26 protein-coding genes and 1 tRNA gene are annotated in these 26,113 nt (G+C 73.0%); 12 read left to right on the forward strand and 15 right to left on the reverse strand.

Going from position 1 to position 26,113, the window contains the following annotated elements; all coding sequences use genetic code 11:
- Positions 1-59: 59 nt before the first annotated feature.
- Positions 60-833 carry a DUF4097 family beta strand repeat-containing protein gene (locus C6376_RS16830; protein WP_107444167.1) on the reverse strand — a complete coding sequence of 258 codons (774 nt, stop codon included), beginning with the start codon at positions 831-833 and terminating at the stop codon, positions 60-62.
- Between the two features lie 158 nt (positions 834-991).
- Between C6376_RS16830 and C6376_RS16835 the strand changes: the two genes are divergently transcribed.
- Positions 992-1,066: transfer RNA gene (locus C6376_RS16835), tRNA-Val, on the forward strand.
- Positions 1,067-1,141: 75 nt separating this feature from the next.
- Here C6376_RS16835 and C6376_RS16840 read toward each other — a convergent pair.
- The 3 genes from C6376_RS16840 to C6376_RS16850 form a co-directional block, all read right to left on the reverse strand.
- Positions 1,142-1,495: a hypothetical protein gene (locus C6376_RS16840; protein ID WP_107444168.1), complete on the reverse strand. Its 354-nt coding sequence runs from the start codon at positions 1,493-1,495 to the stop codon at positions 1,142-1,144.
- Between the two features lie 103 nt (positions 1,496-1,598).
- Positions 1,599-2,507: a serine hydrolase domain-containing protein gene (locus C6376_RS16845; RefSeq protein WP_254075966.1), complete on the reverse strand. Its 909-nt coding sequence runs from the start codon at positions 2,505-2,507 to the stop codon at positions 1,599-1,601.
- Positions 2,508-2,672: 165 nt separating this feature from the next.
- Entirely contained in the window at positions 2,673-3,623 is a 951-nt protein-coding gene (locus tag C6376_RS16850; protein WP_107449010.1) for a ketopantoate reductase family protein, read from the reverse strand.
- A 98-nt stretch (positions 3,624-3,721) separates the two neighbouring features.
- On the opposite strand from C6376_RS16850, the gene C6376_RS16855 reads away from it, so the two are divergent.
- Positions 3,722-3,961, forward strand: a complete 240-nt coding sequence (locus C6376_RS16855) for a DUF2277 domain-containing protein (protein WP_107444169.1) — start codon at positions 3,722-3,724, stop codon at positions 3,959-3,961.
- Positions 3,962-4,298: 337 nt separating this feature from the next.
- Here C6376_RS16855 and C6376_RS16860 read toward each other — a convergent pair whose 3' ends face one another.
- The 4 genes from C6376_RS16860 to C6376_RS16875 form a co-directional block, all read right to left on the reverse strand.
- Positions 4,299-4,910 carry a DedA family protein gene (locus C6376_RS16860; RefSeq protein WP_107444170.1) on the reverse strand — a complete coding sequence of 204 codons (612 nt, stop codon included), beginning with the start codon at positions 4,908-4,910 and terminating at the stop codon, positions 4,299-4,301.
- A gap of 272 nt (positions 4,911-5,182) precedes the next feature.
- Positions 5,183-5,632 carry a DoxX family protein gene (locus tag C6376_RS16865; RefSeq protein WP_107444171.1) on the reverse strand — a complete coding sequence of 150 codons (450 nt, stop codon included), beginning with the start codon at positions 5,630-5,632 and terminating at the stop codon, positions 5,183-5,185.
- Between the two features lie 226 nt (positions 5,633-5,858).
- On the reverse strand, positions 5,859-7,529 hold the full coding sequence (locus C6376_RS16870) for an alkaline phosphatase D family protein (protein WP_107444172.1): 1,671 nt from the start codon (positions 7,527-7,529) through the stop codon (positions 5,859-5,861).
- 78 nt (positions 7,530-7,607) lie between these two features.
- Positions 7,608-8,252 carry an HNH endonuclease family protein gene (locus tag C6376_RS16875; protein ID WP_107444173.1) on the reverse strand — a complete coding sequence of 215 codons (645 nt, stop codon included), beginning with the start codon at positions 8,250-8,252 and terminating at the stop codon, positions 7,608-7,610.
- A gap of 387 nt (positions 8,253-8,639) precedes the next feature.
- Between C6376_RS16875 and C6376_RS16880 the strand changes: the two genes are divergently transcribed.
- On the forward strand, positions 8,640-9,221 hold the full coding sequence (locus tag C6376_RS16880; protein WP_107444174.1) for a TMEM165/GDT1 family protein: 582 nt from the start codon (positions 8,640-8,642) through the stop codon (positions 9,219-9,221).
- 228 nt (positions 9,222-9,449) lie between these two features.
- The gene (locus C6376_RS16885) at positions 9,450-10,109 is read left to right on the forward strand and encodes an HAD-IA family hydrolase (protein ID WP_107444175.1); all 660 of its coding nucleotides are present in this window, start codon (positions 9,450-9,452) and stop codon (positions 10,107-10,109) included.
- A gap of 46 nt (positions 10,110-10,155) precedes the next feature.
- On the opposite strand, the gene C6376_RS16890 is transcribed toward C6376_RS16885, so the two are convergent.
- On the reverse strand, positions 10,156-11,268 hold the full coding sequence (locus C6376_RS16890) for a peptidoglycan-binding protein (RefSeq protein WP_254075967.1): 1,113 nt from the start codon (positions 11,266-11,268) through the stop codon (positions 10,156-10,158).
- Between the two features lie 170 nt (positions 11,269-11,438).
- Between C6376_RS16890 and C6376_RS16895 the strand changes: the two genes are divergently transcribed.
- Positions 11,439-13,478: an MFS transporter gene (locus tag C6376_RS16895; protein ID WP_107444176.1), complete on the forward strand. Its 2,040-nt coding sequence runs from the start codon at positions 11,439-11,441 to the stop codon at positions 13,476-13,478.
- Here the strand turns inward: C6376_RS16895 and C6376_RS16900 are convergent.
- On the reverse strand, positions 13,471-14,034 hold the full coding sequence (locus C6376_RS16900; protein ID WP_107444177.1) for a GNAT family N-acetyltransferase: 564 nt from the start codon (positions 14,032-14,034) through the stop codon (positions 13,471-13,473). The genes C6376_RS16895 and C6376_RS16900 overlap by 8 nt on opposite strands.
- 243 nt (positions 14,035-14,277) lie before the next feature.
- On the opposite strand from C6376_RS16900, the gene C6376_RS16905 reads away from it, so the two are divergent.
- Both C6376_RS16905 and C6376_RS16910 read left to right on the forward strand, forming a co-directional pair.
- Entirely contained in the window at positions 14,278-14,982 is a 705-nt protein-coding gene (locus C6376_RS16905; RefSeq protein WP_107444178.1) for a hypothetical protein, read from the forward strand.
- Positions 14,983-14,987: 5 nt separating this feature from the next.
- Positions 14,988-15,758, forward strand: coding sequence for a hypothetical protein (locus C6376_RS16910; protein ID WP_367881047.1), 771 nt, complete (start codon positions 14,988-14,990; stop codon positions 15,756-15,758).
- Positions 15,759-15,784: 26 nt separating this feature from the next.
- On the opposite strand, the gene C6376_RS16915 is transcribed toward C6376_RS16910, so the two are convergent.
- Entirely contained in the window at positions 15,785-16,219 is a 435-nt protein-coding gene (locus tag C6376_RS16915; RefSeq protein WP_107444179.1) for a DUF1992 domain-containing protein, read from the reverse strand.
- 117 nt (positions 16,220-16,336) lie between these two features.
- On the opposite strand from C6376_RS16915, the gene C6376_RS16920 reads away from it, so the two are divergent.
- The gene (locus C6376_RS16920) at positions 16,337-16,729 is read left to right on the forward strand and encodes an FHA domain-containing protein (protein WP_107444180.1); all 393 of its coding nucleotides are present in this window, start codon (positions 16,337-16,339) and stop codon (positions 16,727-16,729) included.
- A 186-nt stretch (positions 16,730-16,915) separates the two neighbouring features.
- Here C6376_RS16920 and C6376_RS16925 read toward each other — a convergent pair whose 3' ends face one another.
- Positions 16,916-17,587 carry an O-methyltransferase gene (locus tag C6376_RS16925; RefSeq protein ID WP_107444181.1) on the reverse strand — a complete coding sequence of 224 codons (672 nt, stop codon included), beginning with the start codon at positions 17,585-17,587 and terminating at the stop codon, positions 16,916-16,918.
- A 532-nt stretch (positions 17,588-18,119) separates the two neighbouring features.
- Here C6376_RS16925 and C6376_RS16930 point away from each other — a divergent pair.
- A complete protein-coding gene (locus C6376_RS16930) occupies positions 18,120-20,288 on the forward strand; it encodes a bifunctional glycosyltransferase 87/phosphatase PAP2 family protein (protein ID WP_107444182.1) in 2,169 nt (722 codons plus the stop codon).
- Here C6376_RS16930 and C6376_RS16935 read toward each other — a convergent pair whose 3' ends face one another.
- Together C6376_RS16935 and C6376_RS16940 are read right to left on the reverse strand one after the other, a co-directional pair.
- Positions 20,289-22,421, reverse strand: coding sequence for a hypothetical protein (locus C6376_RS16935; protein WP_107444183.1), 2,133 nt, complete (start codon positions 22,419-22,421; stop codon positions 20,289-20,291). It abuts the gene before it with no gap.
- A complete protein-coding gene (locus C6376_RS16940) occupies positions 22,418-22,816 on the reverse strand; it encodes a hypothetical protein (RefSeq protein ID WP_159083213.1) in 399 nt (132 codons plus the stop codon). Before C6376_RS16940 ends, C6376_RS16935 begins: the two co-directional genes overlap by 4 nt.
- 222 nt (positions 22,817-23,038) lie before the next feature.
- Here C6376_RS16940 and C6376_RS16945 point away from each other — a divergent pair, with 222 nt between their 5' ends.
- On the forward strand, positions 23,039-23,470 hold the full coding sequence (locus C6376_RS16945; protein ID WP_107444185.1) for a hypothetical protein: 432 nt from the start codon (positions 23,039-23,041) through the stop codon (positions 23,468-23,470).
- Positions 23,471-23,476: 6 nt separating this feature from the next.
- On the opposite strand, the gene C6376_RS16950 is transcribed toward C6376_RS16945, so the two are convergent.
- The gene (locus tag C6376_RS16950; RefSeq protein ID WP_107444186.1) at positions 23,477-24,613 is read right to left on the reverse strand and encodes an acyltransferase; all 1,137 of its coding nucleotides are present in this window, start codon (positions 24,611-24,613) and stop codon (positions 23,477-23,479) included.
- 517 nt (positions 24,614-25,130) lie between these two features.
- On the opposite strand from C6376_RS16950, the gene C6376_RS16955 reads away from it, so the two are divergent.
- Together C6376_RS16955 and C6376_RS16960 are read left to right on the forward strand one after the other, a co-directional pair.
- Positions 25,131-25,910 carry a hypothetical protein gene (locus C6376_RS16955; RefSeq protein WP_107444187.1) on the forward strand — a complete coding sequence of 260 codons (780 nt, stop codon included), beginning with the start codon at positions 25,131-25,133 and terminating at the stop codon, positions 25,908-25,910.
- 31 nt (positions 25,911-25,941) lie between these two features.
- Positions 25,942-26,103, forward strand: coding sequence for a hypothetical protein (locus C6376_RS16960; RefSeq protein WP_319594058.1), 162 nt, complete (start codon positions 25,942-25,944; stop codon positions 26,101-26,103).
- Positions 26,104-26,113 lie beyond the last annotated feature (10 nt).

Genomic DNA, 26,113 nt, shown 5'->3' on the forward strand with positions numbered 1-26,113 from the left:
TGTGATCCGCCCTGCCCGGTGTCATTCTCCCACCGGTTAAGGACGAACACACGGGCCGATCAGTTCGCGTTCCGGACGGTGACTTTGCCGTCGGCGGTGCGCGCGTTCACCACATGGGCGCTGGACTCGTCGCGCGGCACGGACACGTCCACCCCGCCGTCGTCCGTCTCGGTCGTCACCCGGTACGTGGCCGCGGGCAGCGCGATGGTCACCGAGCCGTCGTCGCTGACGGACTCCACCCGGTCCGGGACGGTGCTGAGGGTGAGGCGCACCGAGCCGTCCTGGGTGTGCGTGGTCACCGAGCGGGAGGCGACCTCGGCGCGGACCGAACCGTCGTCCGTGCGCAGCTCCAGCGGTCCCGTGGAGTCGGTGACGTGTACGGAGCCGTCCTCGGAGTGGACGCTCAGCGCGTCCCGGAAACCGCGCGCCAGGACGCTGCCGTCGTCGTCCTCGACCTTCACCGCGACCCCCCGGGGCACTTCGATGCGGTGCTTGGCCGAGCAGTCGGCGACCAGGCCGGAGCAGTGCGTGCGCAGCGTCAGCCGGTCGTCCTTCATCGACCAGGTCACCCTCGGATTCCCGCCGAGGACGACCGAGCCCTCGAACCATCGCGTGACGTCGACCTTGCCCGCCTCGGCGTCCTTGGAGGCGACGATCTCCAGCGCCGAGTCGTCGGAGTCGATGGTGAGGGTGGCGCCCGAGATGCCGAACGTCCGGTGGTCGGGGTGGTCGTCGTCCGCGGCGGAGGCGCCGCAGGCGGTCACGCCTGCCGCGAGGGCCACGACGGCCCCGGCGACGAGGACCGAGCGGGCTGAACGGGTGGTGCGGACCATGGCGATCTCCCCCTGCGCTGTCTGACGATGCACTGACGACGGTAGGCAGCCGCGGGCCCTGGGACGATCCGGCACACTCCCGGATCCGAGGTGGGGGTAACCCCCGATACGGGTTTGCGGGGCACGTGCCGCGGCCATGTAGGCTGTCGACTCGTCCTGGGTGCGTAGCTCAGGGGTAGAGCGCCTGCCTTACAAGCAGGATGTCGGCGGTTCGAAACCGTCCGCGCCCACCAAGGACGACGACCCGCCTCCCGGGTCGTCGCCACCGACGGCCCTCCGTTTCCCGGGGGGCCGTTCTCGTGTCGGGGTCAGGCCTGTCCGGCAGCGGGGTCGGGGGGTGGGTCGGGGGTGTGCTTGAGGGCCATGCGGGCCTCGACGCGGTCCGCCGCCGCGACCTCCGCCCAGAAGCGGTGGCAGGTCACGAACACCGCGAGCTCGTGCTCCCGCCGCCGCAGCTTCTCCACCTCCGCCTGCTCGTCCGCCGTCCAGCCGGGCGAGGCGGGCCGCTCGGCCTTGCGCCAGCCGCCGGTGTCGCTGTAGCCGTCCAGGGGCTCCACCGACCAGGGAAGCCGCTTCAGCAGGGCCGACAGCTCGGCCCGGACCTGATGCAGCTCCTCCTGACCGGCGCGCAGGTCGCTGGGAAAGTCATAGGTCGTAGCCACACGGCAATGGTACGCCTGTTCGATTTTGAGTAGCGAGCTCCTTTGGGGTGTTCGTGTGAACGAGTGTTCGAATTAACGGGGTCTGGAGCGAGGGTGGGATGGCTCAGTCGGCGGTCCGGTCCTGCCCCGGCTCCCGGCCCCTGCCCTGGCCGAGCAGCGTGACGCCCAGCCGGTCCGTCTCCTCCGGTTCCGCGTTGAGGCGGTGGACGACCACCCAGCTCCCGTCGTCCTCGGCCCCGGCGAACAGTGAAGCGAGACGGGTCGCCCCGTTGTGCCAGACCAGCGAGCCGGTCCGTATCCAGGAGGGCGCGGGGTCACCCAGCCGCCGCTCCACGAGCAGTCGCACGACCAGGTCGGCCACGGCGCGGGGAGTCGCCCACAGGCCCCCCGCCGGCAGGATCGCCCCGTCCATCGTCCAGGGCCTGCGGGAAGCGCCGAACAGCCCCGGGGCCTGCAGGCACCGCTCGGGGGCGGGGCGTGCGGTCATCTCCACGATGTCCAGCGGGCCCAGCACGTACGCCGTCGCCAGCTCCTCGTAGGTCGTCCCGGCCGCGGCGGTCAGGGCAGCGCCCAGGATCGCGTAGCCGAAGTTGGAGTACTCCTCCCTGCTCCCCGGCGGAGCGTCGGCCAGCGTGTCCAGCCGGGGGAGGAGCGCGTGCAGTGCGGGGAGGTCGAAGGCGGCGTACGGATCCCGGTCCGGCAGGGGGCCCGGCGGCAGCCTGGGGAGGCCGGAGGTGTGCCGGGCGAGGTCGAGCAGGGTGATCCCGGTGGCGGGGGCCGCGGGCAGCCACCGCTCGACCGGATCGTCGAGGGCGAGCACTCCCGCCGCGGCCATCCGGGTCAGCGCCGTGCCGGTGACGACCTTGGTCAGCGAGGCGATCGGCACATAGCGGTCGACGGCGTGCCCGTCGCCGAGAGACGGCGGACCTGCGTTGCCGAGCACACAGGTCGGAACGCGGCGGCGCATGAGCGACGCCGCCCGCGACACGGCGCCGAGAACGGGAACGGGCATGCGTCATTCTTCCTTCGGTCGTGAACGGGGCGACGGCGGGGCCGAGTTCGCCCGGGAGCCTCATGATCGTAACGACCCGCCGTCACGACCGCCGCCCGTGTCGTACCCCATACCTGGGATGACGGCCATGGAGGGCAAGGGGACGCGTACGGCCCGCCCCCGCTCCTACCGAGGAGCGCCGGGCGGGGTGGCGCCCGGTCGGGCAACGGCCGCTCCGTGGGCGTCCGTCAACTCCCTCACCAGACGCGCCGTCACCGGCGCCGGCACCCCCTGCCGTGCGGCCGCGCGCAGCAACGCCCCGCCGATCGCGTCCAGTTCGAGAGGCCGGCCGGCCTCGGCGTCGCGCTGCATGGAGGACTTCATGGCCGGGGCGAAGACGTCGTAGCGTGCGAGGGCCGTCGCCGGGTCCACGGGTGCGCCGCAGGCGGTGCTGACGGCGGCGGTCTCCTCGACCAGCGCGGCCAGCTCCTCGCGATGCCGGGTGCGCACCTCGCCCAAGGGCAGTGCGTGGCGGGTGGTGAGCAGGGCGAAGGGCGCGAGGAACGACATCTTCGCCCACAGGGCGGCCGTCTCGTCCGGCAGGACGCGGACCGTCGGGCCGGCCGCCGTCAGCGTCCGCGCGAGCGCGACCAGACGCGGGCGCGGCACGGTGTCGCCGGTCAGGTCGATCTCCGCGAACGAGCTCCCGTGTTCGATCACTCCCGGGGCGACCCGGGTGGACTCCACGCGGATCACGGCGGGGGCCACCCCGTCGGGGCGGTGGTGCGCGCGCAGGGCGGCCGGGTGCTCGACGCCGTTCAGCAACGGCACGAGCAGGGTGTCCTCGGCGAGCGCCGAGGCGGGGATGCGGGCCAGAGCCGCGTCGAGCGCCGTCTGCTTGACGGCGATCAGGACCGCGTCGACCGGAGCGCGCAGTTCGGTGTCCGCGTCGACGGGGGCGGTGAACTCCCCGAACGTGGCGCTGTGCACGCGGATGCCCTGGGTGCGCAGGACCTTCGCGGTGTCCTCGCCGGCCAGGCAGGTCACCCGGAGCCCGGCGCGGGACAGCAGGGCGGCGAGCAGTCCGCCCACCCCGCCGGGGCCGAGGACGGCGACGGTGCGTATGTCGTGCGGCATGGTGCTGTCGTTCCTCTCGTCGGTCGGCCCCGCGGGAGCGGTGGCCGCCACAGAGGCGATCGTGGCACAGGAGGGGGACGCGGGGGCAGACTGTGGGCATGTGCCGGAGTATCAAGACGTTGCGTCCGCCCGCGTTGCCCGAGGAGGCGACCGAGGACGAGGTGCGCGCCGCAGCGCTGCAGTACGTCCGCAAGGTGTCCGGTTTCCGGGCCCCGGCCGAGCACAACCGGGAGGTGTTCGAGCGGGCGGTGGACGCCGTCGCCGCGGCCACGGCGGAACTCCTGGACGGCCTCGAGGTGCGCGGCGCGTCCCGCGGTGACGCCGCGGCGCGGGCGTAGTCGGCCCGGCCACGGCGGTCGGCCGCCACCACCCGTCCTGGACGGCCTGTGCCGTGCGGGCTTGCGCCGCGCGATCGGCCCGGCGGGCCCTGCCCGGTCCACCCGGGGCCGCTCAGGGCGTCCGGGCGGCTTGATGTCCGCCGTGGCGGCCCGCGGCGCCTGGCGCACGGCCCCGGAGCAGGGACGTGGGCCGGTTCGGGTAAACGGCTCCCGCCCGGGGCGGTCCCGGCCCGCGTGCCACCGTGCCGAGCTGCCCGAGCCCGTACCGGCGACCCCGTGGCGCGGTCGGTGGACCGCGTGGTGCCTGGGGCCGGCCGCGCGGGGCCCGGCCGGGCCCTTACGCCGGCTGGCGGCGCATGACGAAGCCGGCGGCGGCGCCCGCGCCGAACAGGGCGAGGACCGACACCCCCGTCGCCAGCCAGGTCGTGCCCAGCCAGTGGGCGCCGAAGTAGCCGAGGGCGGCGCTGTAGCCCGCCCAGGACAGGCCGGCCAGCGCGGACCACGGGAGGAACTCGCGCGGGCGGCGGTGCGCGGCGCCCGCGATCAGCGAGACGACGGAGCGGCCCGCCGGGGCGAACCGGGCCAGCACGACCAGGGCGCCGCCGCCACGGGCCAGTGCCTCACCGAGGCGTTCCTGCGCGGTGGTCAGCCGACGGGAGCGGGAGATCGCCCGGTCCAGGCGCTCGCCGCCGCGCCAGGCGAGCCGGTAGGCCACCAGGTCGCCCAGCACCGAGGCGGTCGCCGCGGAGAGGATCAGGACCATGACGTCGGGCACGTCGTGCGGGACCTGTCCGGTCGCCGCGCCCGAACCCGCCGCGGCGGCCGTGGCCGCCGTGATGACGAGCACCCCGCTGGGCAGCACCGGCAGGAACACGTCCAGGAGGACCGACAGGCCCACCACCGCGTAGATCCAGGGGCTGGCGAGCAACGCCCCCACACTCTCGAACACCGCGAACTCCCCGTGTCTCCCCCGTGACGACCGACCGGTGCCGCTGTGTCGCGGGGGAGCGGCAGATGCGGCCAATGACAGCCATACAGCGTACGCCCGGGGTGTGACAGCGGATTCACGGGGGGCTCGTGTGTTCGGCACACCACATTCACCCTTGGGATGCCCCGCCCCCCCCGACAGCCGCCCGGCAGCCATCTGGGCGGGCGGCTGCCGGGGGGCGGGACGGCGTGCTCGTGGGACGCCGTGCTCGTGGGACGGGCGCGCCGGCCGGGTCAGACGGAGACCGTGGCCTGCTGCGAGGCGGGCTCCCGCCTCGTGGCCGTGCGGCTCGCGACCAGGCGGTCCAGGCCGAGGGCTCCGGAACCGGTGAACACCAGCAGCAGGAAGGCCCAGCAGAACATCGCCGACGCCTCGCCGCCGTTCTCCATCGGCCACAGGGCGTTGGGCTGGTGCACCTTGAAGTACGCGTACGCCATGGAGCCCGAGGCGAGTAGGGCGGCGGGCCGTGTGCCGAGGCCGACCAGCACCAGGCTGCCGCAGACGAGCTGGATCACGGCCGCGTACCAGCCGGGCCAGGCGCCGGTGTCGACGGTGCGGCCGGCGGCCTCCGCGCCGAGGACGCCGAAGAGCGAGGCCGCGCCGTGGCAGGTGAAGAGCAGGCCGACGACGATGCGGTAGAGACCGACCGCGTACGGCTGTGCGGTGTCGAGACGAGCGGACATGGTGGGGGGTGCTCCTTCGGTGTCGGGCGGGCCGGTCCTGAAAAGGGGAGTGGACCGGACCCGTCGTCGGGGGCGGCGGTACCGAACGAGCCGTCAACGCTAGGGGGAGCGAACTGATGCTTGCTAGTTCAACTTGAGCCATCACTGACGCATAAGAGGGCAACCACCTTACGTTTTACCCTTTTTGACGAGTAATCAGATGACTGTCCGTCGTAGATCGAACGCCTCAGGAGGTGAGGTCGGACTCCGCCACCGTCGCGAGCGCCCCGTCCTTCTGCGCCTGCTCCAGCCGCAACCGGGCGGAACGGCCGCGCAGGGTCAGCGACATGAGCTGGTTGCCGAACCACGGCCCGCCCTTCCTGCGCCAGCTGACGGGAAGCCGCGGGCAGCGGCCGTGCCGGCGCAGCCGCCGGCCGAGCGCGCGGGCCACGGCGCTCCAGCCGAAACGGAAGCCCACCCGGATCGACAGGGGGACCGAGTTGTGGACGGGGGAGCAGGTGAGCTGCAGCACCCGGGCGGCCGGTCCGGGCGTGTCGCGCCAGCGCGCCTCGGCCACGTAGGCGTGGTGCACGTCCCCGGAGAGCACCAGCACGCTCGCCGGCGCGTCCGCCCCGGCCCCCGTGTCGGCGATCAGCTCCGCCAGCTCGGTGAAGGACTCGGGGAAGGCCGCCCAGTGCTCCAGGTCCGCGCCGCGCCGCAGCTTCTCCCCGAAGCGGGCCCAGCGCGCGCCGCGCTCGCCCCGGCACAGGGCCGCGTCCCATTCCTCGGCGTCGTGCACCAGGTGCGGCAGCAGCCAGGGCAGCGAGGAGCCGAGGAGAAGGTGGTCGTAGGAGCCGGGACGGTCGAGCACCTGGTCGCGCAGCCAGGCCCGCTCGCCCTCGTCGAGCATGGCGCGCCGGCCCTCGTCGAGGACCCGCGCCGCCCGGCTGTCGACGATCAGCAGCCGCACCCGCCCGAAGTCGCGCCGGTAGCTCCACCGCACGGACGCCGGGTCGGTGTCCGCCCGGTCGGCGAAGGCGCGCAGCACGTCGGTGCCGTCGGGCGCGTCGCGTACGGCCGCGTAGAGCGGGTCGGTGGCCAGTTCGGCCGGTGACAGGTTCCCCAGGTGCTGGTGCACCCAGTACGACATCAGACCGCTCAGCACCCGCTCGCGCCACCAGGCGGTGCCCCGCATGTCGGCCAGCCATGCCACGGAGGTGTTCCAGTCGTCGATCACGTCATGGTCGTCGAAGACCATGCACGTCGGCACGGTGGACAGCAGCCAGCGCACCCCGGGGTCGCGCCAGGACTCGTAGTAGAGCCAGGTGTACTCCTCGTAGTCCGCGACCTCGGCGCCCGGCGGATCGGTCAGGCCGCGGCGGGCGTCGATCCGCTCCCGGGTCGCGTCGGAGACCTCGTCGGCGTACACCTGGTCGCCCAGCAGCAGCAGGACGTCCGGGCGTTCGGCGGTCGGGTCGGCGGCGAGGCGCGCCGCCAGGCCGTCCAGGGCGTCGGGGCCGACCGGGTCGTTCCCGCCGGCCGGGGGCGCCGCCCAGCGGCAGGAGCCGAACGCCACCCGGACGGCGTCGCCGCCGGGCGCGTCCCCGTCCCCGTCCCCGTCCTCGTCGCGTTCGGCGGCGGGGGAGTGGATCTCGGAGGGCGGGAAGGGGGAGTCGGGCGGCGGCCACACGCGTGACCCGTCGAGGAGGACCTCGTAGGCCGTCGAGGTGCCGGCCGTCAGGCCGCTCACCTCGACCAGCGCGTAGTGGTGGCCCGCCACCTGGAAGGTGCGGGCGGCGCCGCCCGCACCGTCGGCGCAGCGCACCTCGGCGGCGCACGGACGGCTCGCCTCGACCCATACGGTCGCGGACGAGCCGTCGGCGTATCTCAGCAGTGGTCCCAGCCGCAGTCCGGCCACGTGATCGCCCTCCTCCGTCGCACCGTACGGTACGGAACGGCGAGGGTCCGCGGGGAGTGCCGGGCGGCCGCGGACCGGTCAGCAGGCGGCGAGATAGCTCGTCAGCGCGCTCTTCTCGGCGGAGTCCACCGAGAGGCCGTAGTAGTACTTCACCTGCACCCAGGCGCGCACGTAGGTGCAGCGGTACGAGGTGACCGACGGCATCCACTCGGCCGGGTCCTGGTCGCTCTTGGACTGGTTCACGTTGTCCGTGACGGCGATGAGCTGCGGGCGGGTCACGTCGTTGGCGAAGGACTGGCGCCGGGCGGTGGTCCAGGCGCTCGCCCCGGAGTCCCAGGCTTCGGCGAGCGGGACCAGGTGGTCGATGTCGAGGTCGGAGGCGGCGGTCCAGGTGGCGCCGTCGTAGGGGCTGTACCAGCTGCCGCTGGTGGCGGTGCAGGCGGAGTTGGTGACGACGTTCGTGCCGTCCCGCTTGAGGATGTACTCACGGGTGTTGCAGGTGCCGCTGATGGTGATCCAGGTGGGGAACAGGTCGCGGTCGTAGCCGGTGCGGTTCTCGGCCTTCACGGTGAGTGAGGCGAGGTAGGTGCGGGCGGTGGCGGCGGAGACCGGGGTGGGGAGGGCGGCGGAGGCGGTCGGGGACTGGAACAGCCCGACCGAGGCTATGAGGGCGGTGAGGACGGCTGTTGCGCTCAGCCGTCCACGCGCGTAGAACTTCGACATGCGAACTCCGTTGGGGAGGCGGGGTGTTGCGGTGCGGGCATGGGAATGCTCGCGCCGCCGCGTTGCGGGGAGATGTGCGTTCGATGAGAAGCTAGTGACGAGTGCATGACACGACAAGGTCTACGGCGGAACGATCTCGTACACTGGACGGCGCAGAAGGGGAGTAGCTCTTCGCCGGGACCGTCGACATACTGCTCAGCTCGTCTGAGCCGGCGCCCGGAGGCGAGTCCGTGATGACGGGGCCCGCCGGCGAGACCTTCGGCAAGCAGTGCCCATCCGTGCCGCACGGCACGGATGACGTGTGCTGCCGTGCCGAGGCGTCTTCGTGAGGATCTTCGCAAGGACTGCAGCACTCTCGGCGGGGCGGCCCCGACCGATAGAGGAACCTTGATCAGCATTACCGTGACGGCGCTCGTCTTCGGCGTCGTCTTCCTGGCGGAGCTGCCGGACAAGACCGCCCTGGCCGGGCTCGTCCTCGGCACCCGCTACCGCGCCTCGTACGTCTTCGCCGGCATCGCCGCCGCCTTCGCCCTGCACGTCACGCTCGCCGTCGCGGCGGGCAGCGTGCTCACCCTGCTGCCACAGCAGATCGTGCACGCGCTGACCGGCGTCCTCTTCCTCGGCGGCGCGGCCGTGCTGCTGCTGAAGAAGGACGAGGGCGACGAGGAGGTCCGGCGGCCGCAGGGCCAGTCCTTCTGGAAGGTCGCCGGTGCGGGCTTCATGCTGATCCTCGTCGCCGAGTTCGGCGACCTCACCCAGATCATGACGGCCAACCTGGCCGCCCGTTACGACGACCCGCTCTCCGTGGGCCTGGGCGCGGTGCTGGCGCTGTGGGCGGTGGCCGGGCTCGGCATCGTCGGTGGAAAGGCCCTGATGAAGCGGGTGCCGCTGAAGCTGATCACCCGCATCGCGGCCCTGCTGATGCTGCTGCTGGGCGTGTGGAGTCTCTGGGAGGCGATCACCGGCTGAGGCGCGACGAGGGGTGCCGGGCGACGCAGGGTGCCGGGCGCCGTGCGGATCCGGGGCGCCGGGCGGGGTGGCGCCGGGGGGCCATTGTTTTGTACCGTAGGGGAACAAAGTGGCTCCCGCTCGTTTTCCCTGACCGGCGGGCGGGGCCGCCTTGTCTTTGGTGCGAGAGCCGCCGACGCGAGGTACGAGAGCCGTCCGAGAGTCACTGATGACGTACGGGAGTCACTGATGCCGGTCCTCACCGCCCACGCCCTCCTGCTCGACATGGACGGCACCCTCGTGAACTCCGACGCCGTCGTGGAGCGGATCTGGCGGCGCTGGGCCGACGCGCACGGACTCGACGGCGACGAGGTCATGAAGGTCGTCCACGGTCGGCAGGGGCATGCCTCGATGGCTTTGCTGCTGCCCGGCCGGCCCATGCGGCTGAACCTCGAGGACAACGCGCGGATGCTGGCGGCGGAGACCGCCGACCTCGACGGCGTCGTCCCGGTGCCCGGCGCACCCGAGTTCCTCGCCTCCCTGCGCGGTGTCCGGCACGCGCTGGTCACCTCGGCGGACGTTCCGCTGTCGACGGCCCGGATGGCCGCGGCGGGGCTGGAACTCCCCGAGGTGCGCGTGACCGCGGAATCGGTGGGCGCGAGCAAGCCGGACCCCGAGGGCTTCCTGAAGGGTGCGGCGGAGCTTGGGGTCGACCCGGCGCAGTGCGTCGTCTTCGAGGACTCCGGTGCGGGCGTCGCCGCGGGGCGGGCCGCCGGGATGCGGGTCGTCGGCGTGGGGGCGCGAGCGGCGGCACACGGGCCGGACGCGGTCGTGCGTGATCTCCGCGAGGTGCGGGTGGAGGCCGCGGGGGGCGCGGAGGAGGCGGCGGTACGGATCCGGGTCGGCTGAGCCGTCCTGGGCCCGCGCCCTGGTCGTCCTCCGGTTCCGAGGGCGGCTACGGCTCCTTCGTCTCCGATTCCAGGCGGGCCCGGGTCACCGGGCCGTACACGCCCGGTCCGTCCTCCGTCGTCCCCCGGGACCACTGGTAGTTGCGCAGGGCGTCCTCGACCTCGCCGCCGAAGGAGCCGTCGGCCTCGCCGTCGTAGAAGAACAACGCCTTCAGCCGCAGTTGCAGTTCGGTCACCTCGGCGCCCTGGTCGCCGCGCCGCAGGGAGACGACGCCGACGGAGCCGTTCTGGGCCGCGTCGGCCGCCTTGTCGGGGCCCGGGGCGCGGGAGGCGTCGGCGCTCGGAGTCGCCGGGCTCGCCCCGGTCGACGGGGACGCGGACGGCGAGGCGCTCTCCGGTGTCGCGGACGGCGACGGGCGCTCGCTCTCGGGGGGCGGCGGCGGGGCCTCGGAGGCGGACGGGGACGCGGAGCGGCTCGCCGACGGTGACGCGGAGGCCGCGCTGACACTCGGGGCGGGCACGGCGGCCCGCACGTCTTCGGGGGCGGCGCTCTCGCGGGTCGGCTTCTCGTAGGAGAACAGCCCGGCGGCGAACCCGGCCGCCGTCACCACGGCGACGACGGCGCCGGTCGTCGCGACCAGCAGGAGCCGGCGGCGGCGCGGACGGGGGCGCGCTTCCTCGTCGTCGGAATGGGCCGCACCGGCGTACGCCGTTTCGAACAGTCGTAGATCGGTCGTGCTGGGCTCGGAGCCCGCGGGGGTGAGCGGTGTGGGCAGCGCCGCCGTGGCGTCCGGCGGCGGCCCTGCCGGTTCCACGCGGCGCAGGGGCATCGTCGCGTCGGCCGGAACCGCCGCCATCGGCATCGTCACGTCGGCCGCACCGGGAACGTCGCTCGCGCCGGTCGTGCCCCGCCCGTTCACGCCCCGCCCGTTCACCCCGTCAGGTTCTGCCTCGTCGAGTTCCACGTATGGACGTATGCGCAACGGATCGAAGTCCTCCGCGGCGGCCGCCTCCGCCGTCCGCGTGTCACGCAGGGCGTCGGAGGCCCGCCGGGCGCAGGCGCAGGACGGGGTGTTGTCGGGCGCGCGGAGCGCTCCGCACTCCGGGCAGGGCAGTCCCGACCGTCCCGGTCGCCTCTGCCGCCCCGTCGGATCGATCACGTGTTCGGCCCTCCCCTTTCAAACTCCAGAGATTATGCAGATCCTCCACACAATCGGTCGTCCACGGCCCCCGGAACGTCAAATTCCGTTAGGAGTCGGGAGGACTCAAGAGGCCATAACGGGTCACACCGATCACGATGGAAAGGGTCACCGAGCCTCAGGAGGCATCCATGGCGTTGGACGCGCACAGCCGTACGGCGGATCCGCGTCAGGAACACGTGTCCGGAAACGTGCTCGTCTCGATCGGCGCCCTGCTGCTCGGCATGCTCCTCGCCGCCCTCGACCAGACGATCGTGTCGACCGCCCTGCCGACGATCGTCAGTGACCTCGGTGGTATGGAACATCTGTCCTGGGTGGTCACGGCATATCTGCTGGCGTCGACGGCCGCGACCCCGCTGTGGGGCAAACTCGGTGACCAGTACGGGCGCAAGCGACTGTTCGAGGCGGCGATCGTCCTCTTCCTGATCGGTTCGGCGCTGTGCGGAATGGCGCAAAACATGCCGCAGTTGATCGCCTTCCGTGCGCTCCAGGGCCTGGGCGGCGGCGGGTTGATGGTGTTGTCCATGGCGATCGTGGGCGACATCGTGCCGCCGCGCGACCGAGGGCGCTACCAGGGCCTGTTCGGCGCGGTGTTCGGCGCCACGAGCGTCCTCGGGCCGCTGCTGGGCGGCCTGTTCACCGAACACCTCAGCTGGCGCTGGGTGTTCTACGTCAACCTGCCCGTCGGCGTCGTGGCCCTCGCCGTCATCGCGGCCGTGCTGCGCATCCCGCACAGGTCGACGAAACACGTCATCGACTATCCGGGCACCTTCCTGATCGCCTCCGTCGCCACCTGTCTGGTGCTGGTGGCCTCGCTCGGCGGCACCACCTGGGACTGGGGCTCGCCGCAGATCGTCGCGCTGGCGCTGCTGGGGGCCCTGCTGGCGGTGGCGTTCGTGGCCGTGGAGCGGCGGGCGGCCGAACCGGTGCTGCCGCTCAAGCTGTTCCGCGTCCGCACCTTCACCCTCTCCGCCGTGATCAGCTTCATCGTCGGCTTCGCGATGTTCGGCGCGATGACCTACCTGCCGACCTTCCTGCAGGTGGTGCACGGCGTCTCGCCGACCATGTCCGGCGTGCACATGCTGCCGATGGTGGTCGGCATGCTGCTCTCCTCCACCGGGTCCGGCCAGGTCGTCAGCCGCACCGGCCGCTGGAAGGTGTTCCCGGTCGCGGGCACCGCCGTCACGGCGCTCGGTCTGCTCCTCCTGCACCGGCTCGACGAGCACAGCTCCACCTTCGAGATGAGCGTCTGCTTCTTCGTCTTCGGCCTCGGCCTCGGCCTGGTCATGCAGGTGCTGGTGCTGATCGTGCAGAACGCGGTCCCCTACGAGGACCTCGGCGTCGCCACCTCCGGCGCCACCTTCTTCCGCTCGATCGGCGCCTCCTTCGGCGTCGCGATCTTCGGCACGGTCTTCGCGGCCCGCCTCGGCGACAAGCTCGCCGACGCCTTCGCGGGCGTCCGGCTCCCGCCCGGAGTCTCGGCCGACGCGCTCGAGTCCGACCCGCGCGGCATCGAGGGCCTGCCGTCCGACCTGCGTCCGAGCGTCCTGGACGCGTACGCCTCCGCGATCACCGACGTCTTCCTGTACGCCGCGCCCGTCGCCGTGGTCGGCTTCGTCCTGGCGTGGTTCCTGCGGGAGGACCCGCTGCGCGCCTCGGTCACCGCACCCGACGTCACCGAGACCCTCGCCAGCAACCCGGTGGAACGCTCCTCGTACGACGAGGTGTGCCGGGCGCTGTCCGTCCTCGGCACCCGCGAGGGCCGCCGTGAGATCTACCGGACGATCACCGCCCGCGCCGGCTACGACCTCGTCCCCGCCGCGAGCTGGCTGCTGCTGCGCATCAAGCGGTACGGCAGCGTCGAACCGTCGCTGGTGGCCGAGCGCAGCTCCGTCCCACTGCCCGTGGTCATCGAGGCGGCCCGGCAGATCGAGGGACGGGGTCTCGTCGTCCGCCAGGGCCTGGACATGGTGCTGACCGACGAGGGCCGAGTGACCGCCGAACGGCTCGCCGCGGCCCGTGAGGAGTCGCTGGCCGAACTGCTCGGCGACTGGTGGGGACCGGACCGGCCCACCGACCTCGTCCAGCTGGTCAGGGAGCTGACCGGCGAGCTGTGCGGCTCGGACCGGGAGCAGCCGCACGACGGTCGCCCGGTGAACCGGCTCAACTGAGCTGCGGGGAGAGAGATTTCTCGAACCAGTGGTCGGCGTAGAGGTTGGCGTTGTACGGCTCGGTCTCGGCGTACCCCAGCCGGGCGTACAGAGCGCGGGCCTCGACCAGGTCGCCGCGGGTGTCGAGCACCATCCGGTTCGCGCCGAGAGCGCGGGCGGCGTCCTCAGCGGCCCGTACGAGCAGCGGAGCGCCGCCCCTGCCGCGCACCCCCTCCCGCACGAAGACCCGGGTGAGCTCGGCGGTCGACGCGTCCAGCATCCGTACGCCCGCGGTGCCCGCCGGTTCGCCTTCGTACCGGCCCACCAGCAACCGCCCGGTGGGCGGGGAGAGTTCGGCACCGGAGCGAGCGGCGATCTCCCGGTCGAGCTCCTCGAGTCCGGTACGGCGCCCCTCGTGCAACAGGTAGTAGCGGTCGCTGACTTCGGTGTAGTACGCCCGCCAGAGCGCCACGGCGTCGGGGGAGTCGAAGGGCACGGGGGCGATGGTCCACGGCGTCGGAGCCGGAGCCGGAGCCGGGGTCCGGGTCGGGGTCGGGCCGGGGGTCGGGGTCGTCATGCGGACATTGTCGGGAGACGGCCCGGCCGCCCCGCAAGCGAATTCGCCCGGCCGCCGGGGGTCCGTTCCGAAGGCCGTGGACGCTCGCGCCGAGCCCGTTCCGGGGCCGTGCGGAGCCCGTTCCGGGGGCGGCGCGGGGGCTGTTCCGGGGCCGGCTCCCCGGTCCGCGTCGTTTGGGAGAGGCCGTCCGGGCAACCCGAGTCAGGAACCGGCCCGTGGGGCCGACACACCGGAAGGCAAGGCATGTCCACAGGAGTGATCATCGCTCTGATCGTGGTCGTGGCGGCCGTAGTCGCCGTCGCGGCCGTCCTGGCCGTGCGGGCCCGCGGCTCGCACGGCGGACGCAGCCTGAAGCACCGCTTCGGGCCCGAGTACGACCGGGCGGTTGCCCGGCACGACGGAGACGTCAAGGCCGCGGAGCGGGAGCTCGACGCTCGCGTGGAGCGGCACGGCGGGCTGCGCGCGCGTCCGCTGGAGGCCGCCGAACGCGAGCGCTTCGAGGCTCGTTGGACGGCCGCCCAGGAGCGGTTCGTCGACTCGCCCCGCGAAGCGGTCGCCGAAGCGGACCGGCTGATCGCGGAAGTCGCCGGCGCCCGGGGCTTCCCGGACGGAGGCCAGTACGAGGAGCAGCTCGCCGCGATCTCCGTCCACCGCGCGCACCGCGTCGACGGCTACCGCCGGGTCCACCGAGTCGCCCGCTTCTCCGCAGGCGGCGACGGCACGCGGCACCCGGGCTCGGCCGACGTCCCGGGGGCCGACGGCGGGCACGCACCCGGCACCGAGGACATGCGGGCCGCCATGGTCGAGGCCCGCGCCCTCTTCGACGACCTCGTCGGCCCGGCCGGCCGCGACCCCGGCCACGACCGCGCGGCCCGGCCCGCGACCACCGGGGAGCGCTCCGGCCACCAGCTGCCGTGGGGCTTCCACCGCCACGCGAAGGAAGGCTGACCGCCATGCCGGACATGACACCGAACAAGGGCACCGGCCCGGAGGACCGCGGTCAGGCGGCCACAACCCCCGCTCCCGACGCCCCCCTCACGACAGCGCCCGACACCATCGCCGGTGCCGCCGATCGGACCGGTACCGTCGACCCGACCGGCACTGCCGACCGGACCGGCGCCACCGGCTCGGCCGGGGCCGACCGTGCGCCCGGCGCGGCGGCGGGTGCGGCGGCCGTGAAGCCGAAGCCGCTCCGCCCCGAGCCCGGTACATCCGCGAACGGCGCGGACGGAACGGGAATCGCCCCCGGTACGGACGCCGGTGCTACAGGCACGGGCGCCGACGGTGCCGGCACCGGCCGTACAGGCGTTGGCGGTACCGTCAGCAGTCGTACAGGCGCCGGCGGCAGTACGGCGGCCGCGACCCGCGACGTGGTCGACGCGGCCGGTCGTCACGACGCCCGCGGCGCGTCGTCCCTGCTCCCGGACGAGGAGTGCGACCGGATGGCCACCCGTCTGCGGCACGCCGTCGTCGGGTTCGTCGACGGTCCCCGGGACGCCGTGGTGGAGGCCGACGAGGTGCTGGAGGAGCTCGCCGGGCGCCTCACCGAGGCGGTGGACCGCCGCCGCCGTACCCTGCGCGGCTCATGGCAGCAGGAGGACGGCGGAAAAGCGCACGGCAGCAAGGACCGTGGGCCGGCGGCCGCCACGGCCGTCGACACCGAGCAACTGCGGCTCGCCCTGCGGGACTACCGCGAGCTCACCGAGCGGCTGCTGCACCTCTGACCGCTCCCTGACACCGCCGCCGCCGCTCAGTCCCGCGGCTCCCGCGGCACGTCCCCGGCCGCCGCCCGACGCTCCCGCCACTCCTGTACGACCGCTTCGGCGTCGTACGGTTTCATGCCCAGCGGGGGGCCGGGCGGCGGCTTGAACATCATGTCGCGCAGTTTCACGTTGACGTCCGTGATGATCTTCCGGACGAGGCGTTCCGACGGAGCCGCGTAGGCCGCCGCGAGGGCGTCCTCCGCCTCCTTGCGCAGTGCGAGGGTCGGCGGCAGCACGGAGAGCCCCTCGCGGGCCATCTTCCGCTTGATCCACCACAGTTCGTCGTACGACGTGTCGGTGACGGCGGGCAACGGCTTTCCCGCGCCCGGCAGTCGGTCGAACTCGCCGCGCCGCTGGGCGTCGCGGATCTGCTTGTCGACCCAAGACTCGAACGGCACACCCGGTGGCTTTCGCTCGGTCATGCGTCCATTGTGCCGGACGCCGTGGGCCCGGGCGATTTATCATGCGGCGGCTGTACCCGCACACTTAGGACACAGGACGCCGACAGGCATGCCGCAGACATCTCAAGGGGAGCGCACGTGCTCGAACTGACCATGGCCACCGTCTCCGGGACGGAAGAGGGCGCCACGGCCGGCATGCTGATGGCCGACTCGCCGAGCGACCCGGGCGCCGTGCTGAGGGTGGGCCGGGACAGGTCCGTGTGCCGGCTGGCGACCCCCGACGACTGGCTGTTCGTCTCCCGTGTGCACCTGGAGTTCCTGTGCGGTCCCGACGGCACCTGGCAGGTGTCGTGGCTGCGCGGCTCGCAGGACGAGCCCTCCTCCGAGGTGCGGCTCCTCGTCGGTCAGCACACCCAGCCGCTCGCCTACGGGGGGACCGTGCCGCTCGCCCGCGGCGGTGCCGGTGAGATCGTCGTCCTCGACCGCACCGGGCCGCGCAGCGTCAACGTGGGCTTCTACCACGAGGCCTGAGCCCTCCGCCGGGCCGCCCTCCGCCCGCCCGCCCGCTCCGCCGCCCGCCCGTACGGTGTCTCGTCGTCCGCCAGGCGGTGCCGGAGCTCGACACGCGCTGTCGTGGGGCGGCGGCGGAGGGGCTACGCGAGGACGCGCGCCAGCGCGAAACCGTCGTAGCCCTTCGCTCCAGCGGCGGCGGAGGGGCTACGCGAGGACGCGCGCCAGCGCGAAACCGTCGTAGCCCTTCGCTCCAACCGTCTGGATCGCCGTGCCGCTCAGCCGCGGATGCGAGCCGATCAGCTCGACCGCGCCGCGGCTGCCGCGCACGTCCTCCGCGTCGCTGTGCGCGTCGGCGACCCGGCCGCCGCGGACGACGTTGTCGACGACGATCAGACTGCCCGCGCTGGTGAGCCTCAGCGCCCACTCCAGATAGTGCACGTTGTTGCCCTTGTCGGCGTCGATGAAGACCAGGTCGAAGGGGGGCGGGTTCTCGTCCGCCAGCCGCGGCAGCGACTCCAGCGCCGCGCCGACCCGCACCTCGACCACCTTGTCGAGGCCCGCGCGGGCGATGTTGCGGACGGCGACCTCCGCGTGCCGGGGGTCGTACTCCAGGGAGATCAGCCGGCCGTCGGCGGGCAGCGCGCGGGCCAGCCAGATCGTGCTGTAGCCGCCCAGCGTGCCGATCTCCAGGATCTGCCGGGCCCCCTGCACCTCGGCGAGGAGCTGCAGCAGCTTGCCCTGGTTCGCCGTCACGCTGATGTGCGGCAGCCCGGCGGCCTCGCTGTCCCGCAGCGCGGCCGCCATCACCTCGTCGTCCGGGGCGAGACGGCCGGTGAAGTAGGCGTCGACGGCGTCCCAGACCTGCGACTCGCTCATGCGCTCAGCCTCTCGTGTGCCTGACATGTCGGGCGGCATGTCGCTGACAAATGGTTAGGCATGCTAACAAGCCATGTCAACGACGCCCGCCGCGGACGACGCCCGTCCGCCCGCTCCATAGGGCTCCGTACGGCTGGAATTCACCCGTTCGGAGCAGGAGGAGCGGAGAACTGTCGAAGGGGCTGCCCGGGGGACGGCCCGCGTGACGTGGCGGAGGTACCTGAGCCGGACGCGCCGCCGTGAACGCACCCCACCTCGTATCACTCCGCCACTCTCCGTACTCCCCGCCGCGCGCGGGGTGCCACGAAGGTACGGCGCGGGAGCCCGTTCCGTCCGCGCGGTGATCCGGATACCGCCCCTCGCGGAAGCGCCGCGTCCGGGGGACGCACTATCCTCTACCGGACAAAAGGAGAGAAGACGTCAGGTGGAACGGGGGGCCGGCGTCTCCGTGCGGGGGGAGACGTGCGCCTCATGAGAGGCGCCGGACGATCCGCGCGACGCGCGTGGACGAACGGGCGGGAGGCCACAGAGCGTGGCGAATGCGGAACACAGCGGGCGGACGGCGGAACCCTTCCTCCCAGGGGCCGGCAGCACCGACCCGGCCGGGGCGCGGCTGCGCGCGGCCCGCCTCGGCCTCTGGCTGGTGGCGGCCCTCCTCGCCGTACGCCAGGTGGCCGCCGTCCTCGGCACCCCGCGCGGGGAACGGCTGACGGACCTCGGGACCTGGGTCGGACCCGACGGCGTGCTGCACGTCAACGGCTCGCTCTACGACTCCGCACGCTTCACCGGCACCCCGTTCGGCGGGCTGGTGCTCAAACCCCTCACCCGGGCGGCCGAACAGGCCCTCGGGTGGGGCTGGACCTTCGGCACGCTGCTGCTGGTCGCCGCCCTCGGGGTGATCGCCGCCCGCAACCTGCCCCGGCCGCTCGGCAGACGGACGTCGCTGCTCGCCGCCCCCGTCGCGACCAGCCTGCTCATGCTGTCGCTGCCCGTGCGCAACGCGTTCTGGCTCGGCCAGACCGGCATCATCACGGTCCTGCTCGTCGCCCTCGGCTGCTTCGTCGCCCGGGACTGGCGGACCGCCGGCGTCCTCATCGGCGTGGCCGCCGCCCTGCAGCCCGCGGTCCTGCTCTTCGCCGCCCTGCTCTGGTTCACCGGCCGCCGCCGCGCCGCGGCCGCCTCCGGGGCCGCCTTCGCCGGCCTCACGCTGCTCACCTGGGCGGCCATGCCGCGCGACTCGTACATCTACTGGGTGCACCACATGGCGGGCGCCGGCCTCGGCGGCGAGGCGGACGCCCTCGCCAACCAGTCCCTGCACGGCGCCCTGCTGCGCCTCGGCCTCGCCGGGCCGCTGGAGATCGGTCTGTTCCTGTCGCTCGGCGCGGCGGTCGCGGTCCTCGGCGTGCGCCGGGCGGTCCGCTACGCACGCGACGGCCAGCTGCTCCTCGCGGTCGCCGTGACGGGCTGCGCGGCGATCGCCGTCTCGCCCACCACCTGGCAGCACCAACTGCTGTGGGTGCTGCCGGCGGTGGTCGGCCGGGTCGGCCGGCGCGCCGCCGACCGCTATGTCTGGCCGGTGGCGGTCATCGTGGTGATGACGCTCCCCGGGGCCATGCTGCTGCCGCACATGGCCGCCCTGTTCCCGCTGCGCGACAACGCGGTGCTGCTGGCCGCGGTCGCCGCCGCCACGGTCGTCCCGTTCCTGTCGCGGACGTCCCCTCGCTACCGGACGCCGATTCCGGCGGAGCAGACCCCGCCGGTTCCCGCGCGCTTGGGGCGCGTGCCGCTGCTGCCGTTCCTCGAACGCGTCCTGACCCGCCCCAACCTGCTGTTGGAGCTGCTGCTGATCCGTGTCACCTACGCGGCCTACCAGCGGGTCCGGCTGGCGGCGACCGGCGGCACGAACTCCGGCGGGCGGGCGCGCGCGGAGACGCACGGACAGCAGATCCTCGACATCGAGCGGTTCCTGCACCTCGACGTGGAGCGCGCGGTCAACCACTGGGTGACCGGCGTCGGTTGGCTGCGGGACTTCTTCGACTTCTACTACACGTCCTTCCACTTCGTCGTCCCGCTGACCCTCCTCGCGGTGCTGTACGTGCGCCGCCCGGCCGACTACCGCTGGGCCCGCGCGTCCCTCGGCTTCGCGACCCTGCTGGCCCTCGTCGGCTTCTGGCTCTACCCGCTGGCCCCGCCCCGCCTGATGCCCGGCCTGGGCGTCATCGACACGGTGCACGGCGTCCAGGACTTCTCCAAGCCGGACTACGGCACCCTCACCGCGCTCACCAACCAGTACGCGGCGATGCCGTCCCTGCACTTCGGCTGGTCCCTGTGGTGCGGGCTGGTCATCGCGATCGTCGCCCGGAGACGGTGGGTGAAGGCCCTCGGCCTGCTGCACCCGCTCCTCACCGTCTCGTCCATCGTGACCACCGGCAACCACTGGGTGCTGGACGCGGCCGGCGGCGCCACGGTGGTGCTGGCCGGCTTCGCCCTGTCCTACCTCCTGATGGGCCCCCGGGCGCAGGCCGCCACGGCGGCGACGGCGGCGGCGACGGCGAGGACGGCGATGACGGGCTCGGCGGCGGAGGCCGAAGTCGGGTCGGAGGCCGAAGTCGGGTCGGAGGTCGAGGCGGAGGCGGCGGCGAGGGGGAGGAGGGCGGCCGAGCCGGTGCGGGTGTCCCGGAAGGACCCGGCGCCGAGGTGATCACCCCGCCGTGTCCCGCTCCCCTCGGGCCAGCCGTTCCTGGAGACGGGCGTGGCGGAACTGGTAGACGGGGCCCGTCGCCCGCAGCAGGTTGCGGCGGCGGGCGTCCTCCAGGAAGTGCACCAGTCGTAGCGGAGTGCCCTCCTCGTAGTGGAGCTGCACGGCCGTCAGGGCGGTGGCGACGGCGAGGTTGCCGGCGAGGCCCGAGGTGGCGCCGGTCCACACCAGGGCCGTCACCCCGAACATCACCCCCAGCAGGGGGGACTGGGACCAGGCCACGATCGGGCCGACGTACAGCGCGAGGGCGAGGCCGGTGAGCAGCCCCAGGAACAGGCGCAGCCCGAGGTGGTGGCGCCACACGTCGCGCGGTCCCACCGACCGGGTGTCGAGCACCGAGGGCCGAGAGTAGTGCTCGCGCACCGGATCGTAGTGACGGCCCGTTCCCAGGGAGAGGAACGGGGCGCCGGAGACGATCTCGTATCCGCGGCCGGTGACCAGCACCTCGCTGAAGCCGAGCGGCAGCGTGACCAGATACCACAGCCACCACGGCGGAGTGTCGTCGATCAGCGGTACGACGGGTATGACAAGGCAGAGCAGGGTGCCCACGAACAGCCATTGTGTGATGCCGGAGCCGACCGTCCTCCGGGTGAAGATGTCGCGCCATCCCGCGCTCGACAGCGGCTGCGGGACGCTGAACCGGGCGAGACGCCGGGCGATCTCGTGCCCGCCGGCGATCGCCCCGAGAGGGACGACGACGGCCGTCAGGAGGGTCGGGCTGAGGCTCCAGGCCATGATCGCGCCGGGCGTGCCGCACACCACCGCGGCGACGATCCACACGGCGATCGTCCGGGGCCGCCGGCCCGTCCAGCCGGGGACATGCCACCAGCGCAGATCGCGCGTGCCCTCCGCGGTGAGGCGGGCGGCGATGTGGCGGAGCGTGCGCTCGGCGGTCCTGGCGGAGTAGCGGGGACGTGGGTGCCCGGGACGCCGTGTGTAGGCAGCGGCCACCGCATGGTCGAGGAGATGGTTCTCCACGGCGCGAGCGGTGGGGAAGCGGGCGGTGTCGAGGAGTTCGTCGACGGGGTCGTCGTCGCCGTACACGTCACGCAGCAGGGCGATGGCGAGCGGCCCGGAGAGCGCGGCGGCGAGCGGGTCGGCGAGGGGGCCCGCAGAGGCGGGACCGGGGCCGGTCTCCGACAGGAGCCGCCCGGTGAGCGCCCGCCAGGCGGGCGAGGGCGCGGCGGGCAGCCGGTCGAGCAGGTACTCGGCGGCGTCGGCCGGCCGCACGGGCTGGATCTCCAGCGCGAGCGCGCCGCCCAGCCGCGCCTTTTTCGCGGTGAGCACCGCCTCCTTCGCCCGGGACACCAGCACCAGCCGGAAGGGCGCTGTCTCCAGCGCGCTGACCATGGCCCCGCGCAGTCTGCCGGTGACCTCGTCGAGACCGTCCAGGAAGAGGGCGACCCGTCCCTGTTCGAGGAGCCGCCGGGCGCGGGCGCGGCCGCCCCGCCCGTGGAAGAGGGTGTACTGACGGCTGAGCCGGTCCGCGGCCCAGTCGGTGGCGCTCTCCTCGGCGGGGTCCCATCCGTCGAGGGACAGCAGAACGGGCACGGGGACGCGGGCGCGGTCGGCGGCCGAGGGCCGCGCCGCCCGGTGCGCGAGGGCGTCCAGCAGCAGAAGGACGGCGGTGGCGGACTTGCCGGCGGCGGGCGGCCCGACGAGCAGCAGCCGTCCCGAGGCCAGGCCGCCGTAGACGGCGTGCAGTTCGGCGAGCCCGCCGCCGGCGCGGACCCCGGCGCGGGTGGTCGGCCCGATGCCGGGCAGGGGACCGAACCGCGCCCGGGCCGCCCCCTCTCCGGTGGCCGCCACGACCCGTCCCGCGGCCTTGCGCTCACTCACCCGCCACCGCACGGGCAGCGGCGCGGGATCCGTCAACCGCCGCAGCGCGGCCTCCTCCTGCCACTGCGCGCCGACCACACGAGCGAGTTCGTCGGCGGCGGTGTCGAGGACGTCCCCGGCGGTGAGGACGGCGTGATGATGGACGACCTGGACGTTGTGGTCGCCTGCCTGGAGGGCGGCGGGCCCGTGGAAGACGTTGCCGGAGACCTCGGGACCACTGCCGTCGGGTTCGGTCATCTCCCCGGCCCGAAGTGGTTCTCCTGCCGGTTGTGATCGCCGGTCTGCACGGCGGTGGGCCCGTGGAAGGTGTTCCCGGTGACGACGCCGCGTGAAATGTCGTCGGTCGCCGTGACATCCGCGGTGAGCCGGGCGAGTTGATCGAGGAGCCGTTCGCGTTCCGCCTCGCCGAGCGCTTCGAGCAGCGACGCGAACTCGCCCTGCCACAGCACGGCGTGCACCGCCCGCACGCGTGCCCGTTCCCTCTCGTCGGCGGCGTCCAGGACGGCTGCGGTCCGGTCGAGCCGCTCGAGCGCCTCGCGTTCGGCGTCGCCGTCCCCCCGCCCGACGAGCCGGGCACACCGGGCCCGGAACCAGGCCCAGCTGTCCGATCCGGCCGCCTGCACCACGGCCATCCCCCCACCGGCCGCAGCCGCGGTCAACGCCTCGCCGAGCATTCCCGGTCCCTCCCCTGGTCCGTGTGAAACGGCATGCTACAGAGCTGAGTTGGAGAGGGCGCCGACTTCGGACGGAGCCCGGACGCCCGCCGGGACCGCCGCCCGCCGGACGCCGCCCACCCCTGTACCCTCGCCCGGGTGAGTGCGGGGAGGGCGGGGGGAGTTCGAGGGGGCGGCGGTATGAGCGACGGCGAGACCGCCGGGTGCGCCGCAGGTGTCCCCGACCGCATCCCTGCCACCGCCGCTGCCGTCGGTGCGCGACTCGGCCGCCATCACCCTGTCCTGTGGTTCCTGCTCTCGGCACTGTCCGGCGCCGTGACGTTCTTCGTCTGGCTGTGCGGAATCTTCTCCGGCGGCCTGGACGTGGGAGAGACGTGTGCCCTGCGGGGACAGACCTACGACGACGCCTACCGCAGCGAACACTGGCGCGAGCCGAGCCGGTTCTTCCCCCTGCACGACAAGTGCAACGCGTCCTACGACCTGGTCCCGGTCTGGGTCAACCCGGCGCTCGTCCTCTTCTCCCTCGTCGCCGTGGGCAGCCTCCTTGCGGCCTGCTGGACGACGTTCGTCCGGGTCCGGCGGTTCTGGCGGACGCGGCGGACTGCCCGCTGACGTCGCTCAGCGGGCGGCGGTCCCCGCCACGTCCGAGGACGGGCGGGCGGGTGCGGAGGGCCGGCCCCCCACGAGACGCCGAAGCCGGCGTTCCGCGGGGTGCTCGACGCAGTGGTAGGCCACGGCGGCCAGGGCCAGGCTGGTGACCAGGACACCGGCCCAGAACACGAGCGTGTCGCCGCCGGGAGCGGGCTTGCCCCAGCGGAAGACGGCCAGGCGGAGCACGATCTCGTGGAGGAGGTACCAGGCGAACGACCAGTGCCCGAGCCTGATCATCCAGGTCCCGCCCAGCCCCGTGCGCCGGCCGTCCAGGTCGGCACGGGCGGCGGCGCAGATCAGGACCGCGAAGACGGGCGCGGAGAGCAACTGGGAGGCGGAGTAGGGGCTGTACCAGAGGGCGTCCGGCACCGCCCTCGACCAGGGGAGCAGGACGAGGTGCCAGGCGACGACGAGTCCGGCGGCCACCGGCAGCGACACGGGAGGCCGCCAGCCGCGCTTGAGCGCCAGCCCGGCCACCACGCCCAGCACGAACTGCAGGAAACGGGTCAGCGGCAGGTAGTCGAGCGCCCAGCTCCGGGTGGCGGGCGGCAGACCGGACAGGACCGGCCACAGCACGAGGGCCGCGCAGGTGACGCCGACCGCGGTCCAGACCCACACCCGGGCACGCCGGCCCGCGAGGAGGGTCAGCAGAACGGGGAAGGCCAGGTAGAAGAAGGCCTCGTCGCTGAGTGACCAGGCCGCCGGGTTGCCGCCCGCGTTGATGACCCGCTGCGGGAACCACGCGTGCACCAGCAGCAGGTTCGCGACCACGGCCTTGGCCGACACGGCGCGGTCCATGTACAGGTACGCGGCCACGGACGCCGCGACGCCTACCACGAGCAGCGGCCAGATCCGGGCGAAGCGCCGCCAGAAGAAGACCCGGGCGGGCACGTTCGCGCCGTCGTACGTCCAGGCGAGGACGACACCCGACAGCACGAAGAAGAACGTGACGCCGCTGCGCCCGTACCAGACGGCGTCGCTCACCCCCGGCACCTTCCCCGCCTGCCGGGACAGGTGGTAGAGCACGACGAGCAGAGCCGCCCAGAAACGCAGCCCCGTGAGCGAGGGCAGCCGATCGCGACCGGCTCCCGGTATGGAGATCAACGGCGGTCCTTCGTCGACGGGTTGGCGGCACAGGCGCGAGGCACCTACTCGGACGACACCCCCCACCCCGACACAAGGAGCCCCGACACAAAGGGCTGAGGCTAACACCGGCACTGAGTAGAACCCGCCGCCGACGCCCGCAGCCCACTCAGCGCACTTTCGGCCAACGGGCCGCCGTCAGACAGTGCCTGTGCTCGAACTTGTCCGCTTTTTTCGACGCGAATTCCAGTCGGGTGGAGTACCAGGGAGTGATCGTGCGGTCGTGTCCCCTGACATGGTGCAGGCGATCAATCTCGGTGGTGTTGGGGAGTGCGGGGGCGCTTTCACCGGCTGGGTGGGGTAGATCTGATCCATGTTGCCTTCGGGTGGGTAGCGGCGGGGAAAGGCGATCCACTCGTCGTGCATCTCGAGGAGCACGGCGGTCACTGGTGCTGTGACCGCGAAGGTTCACCGGCACAGACGCAGACGATCACCGACTACACTCCGTGCGATTCGCTGTTCGAGCGCGGGGAGTGTCATGTCGTCCAACCGGGGCAGTCGCTCCCGCATTGCCGCTGCCGTCGGTGCTGTGCTCACTCTTGTCGGCGGCTGCGCTTCAGGAGGGGACGACACGGCTGACGAGTCCGCGTCGTCGACTCCTGCCCTGTCGCCGAGGCCGTCGGCGACGGTGGGGCGGCCCCTCACCGCTGCGGAGTTGGCGGCGGCGCTTCCCGAAGAAGGCGCTCTGCCGGGCTACAGCGTCATCAGCACTCCTGAGACGAAAACCGGCGGCGAGAAGTCCGATCACAGCGTGCGGCCTGCGGCATGCCAACTGCTTGAGGACGCCAGGTCTGGCGTCTTTGCCGACTCAGTGGCCAGTGCCTGGGTCAACATATCCGCCCCGGGGTTTGCTCCGTCGACCGAGAGGCTTACCTTCACCAGCTATCGCTCCCGAGGCGCTGGCGCGTACCTTGCCTCCTTGGACACGGCGCTCGACGCATGTCCGTCGCTGTCCTTGCTGGACCGCGACGGCGACCGCGTGAATGCAGGCGTCGAACGAGTCAAGGACCAGGTATCGGTGGGTGACGCCTCGGTGAGCTTCCGGATGCACTGGGCTTTGAATATCGGCGGGTTCAAGTCAGAGACGTATTCCCTGGTCACAACTGTCCGCTCAGGAGAAGCGACCATCACTGTCGTAACGGACAGCAGTTTCGGTAGCCAACTCTCTGACGCGAAGAAACGCGCGTTCCTTCCGAAGCTGGACCAGCAGCTATTGAAACGTCAAGCCGACGCCCTCGGTGAAGCACAGCACAGCTGAGTTCCCGGCACGTTCACCCGACCGTCGCGTCGTGCGGCTCACCGTGTTCCGCAGGACCAGGACGCGCGAGCAGGCCGAAGTGGACCGCGCGCACGCCGCTCGACGGCTGTGCGAAGCCAGGCACCAGGCAGCCGCCGAACACGTCCTCTACAGCCGCGCCTTCAAGGAGAGCTGTCCTACTCGGTCGGCATGAAGAATCCGGC

Origin of the sequence: Streptomyces sp. P3 (genome assembly GCF_003032475.1) — a bacterium.
In the GTDB taxonomy this organism is placed as follows: domain Bacteria; phylum Actinomycetota; class Actinomycetes; order Streptomycetales; family Streptomycetaceae; genus Streptomyces.

Bases quoted from the DNA above. Each gene is read 5' to 3' on its own strand.
- C6376_RS16830 (WP_107444167.1), bottom strand. From the start codon at position 833: ATGGTCCGCACCACCCGTTCAGCCCGCTCGGTCCTCGTCGCCGGGGCC.
- C6376_RS16845 (WP_254075966.1), bottom strand. From the start codon at position 2,507: ATGCCCGTTCCCGTTCTCGGCGCCGTGTCGCGGGCGGCGTCGCTCATG.
- C6376_RS16850 (WP_107449010.1), bottom strand. From the start codon at position 3,623: ATGCCGCACGACATACGCACCGTCGCCGTCCTCGGCCCCGGCGGGGTG.
- C6376_RS16855 (WP_107444169.1), top strand. From the start codon at position 3,722: ATGTGCCGGAGTATCAAGACGTTGCGTCCGCCCGCGTTGCCCGAGGAG.
- C6376_RS16865 (WP_107444171.1), bottom strand. From the start codon at position 5,632: ATGTCCGCTCGTCTCGACACCGCACAGCCGTACGCGGTCGGTCTCTAC.
- C6376_RS16875 (WP_107444173.1), bottom strand. From the start codon at position 8,252: ATGTCGAAGTTCTACGCGCGTGGACGGCTGAGCGCAACAGCCGTCCTC.
- C6376_RS16885 (WP_107444175.1), top strand. From the start codon at position 9,450: ATGCCGGTCCTCACCGCCCACGCCCTCCTGCTCGACATGGACGGCACC.
- C6376_RS16895 (WP_107444176.1), top strand. From the start codon at position 11,439: ATGGCGTTGGACGCGCACAGCCGTACGGCGGATCCGCGTCAGGAACAC.
- C6376_RS16900 (WP_107444177.1), bottom strand. From the start codon at position 14,034: ATGACGACCCCGACCCCCGGCCCGACCCCGACCCGGACCCCGGCTCCG.
- C6376_RS16905 (WP_107444178.1), top strand. From the start codon at position 14,278: ATGTCCACAGGAGTGATCATCGCTCTGATCGTGGTCGTGGCGGCCGTA.
- C6376_RS16910 (WP_367881047.1), top strand. From the start codon at position 14,988: ATGCCGGACATGACACCGAACAAGGGCACCGGCCCGGAGGACCGCGGT.
- C6376_RS16915 (WP_107444179.1), bottom strand. From the start codon at position 16,219: ATGACCGAGCGAAAGCCACCGGGTGTGCCGTTCGAGTCTTGGGTCGAC.
- C6376_RS16925 (WP_107444181.1), bottom strand. From the start codon at position 17,587: ATGAGCGAGTCGCAGGTCTGGGACGCCGTCGACGCCTACTTCACCGGC.
- C6376_RS16935 (WP_107444183.1), bottom strand. From the start codon at position 22,421: ATGACCGAACCCGACGGCAGTGGTCCCGAGGTCTCCGGCAACGTCTTC.
- C6376_RS16940 (WP_159083213.1), bottom strand. From the start codon at position 22,816: ATGGCCGTGGTGCAGGCGGCCGGATCGGACAGCTGGGCCTGGTTCCGG.
- C6376_RS16945 (WP_107444185.1), top strand. From the start codon at position 23,039: ATGAGCGACGGCGAGACCGCCGGGTGCGCCGCAGGTGTCCCCGACCGC.
- C6376_RS16955 (WP_107444187.1), top strand. From the start codon at position 25,131: ATGTCGTCCAACCGGGGCAGTCGCTCCCGCATTGCCGCTGCCGTCGGT.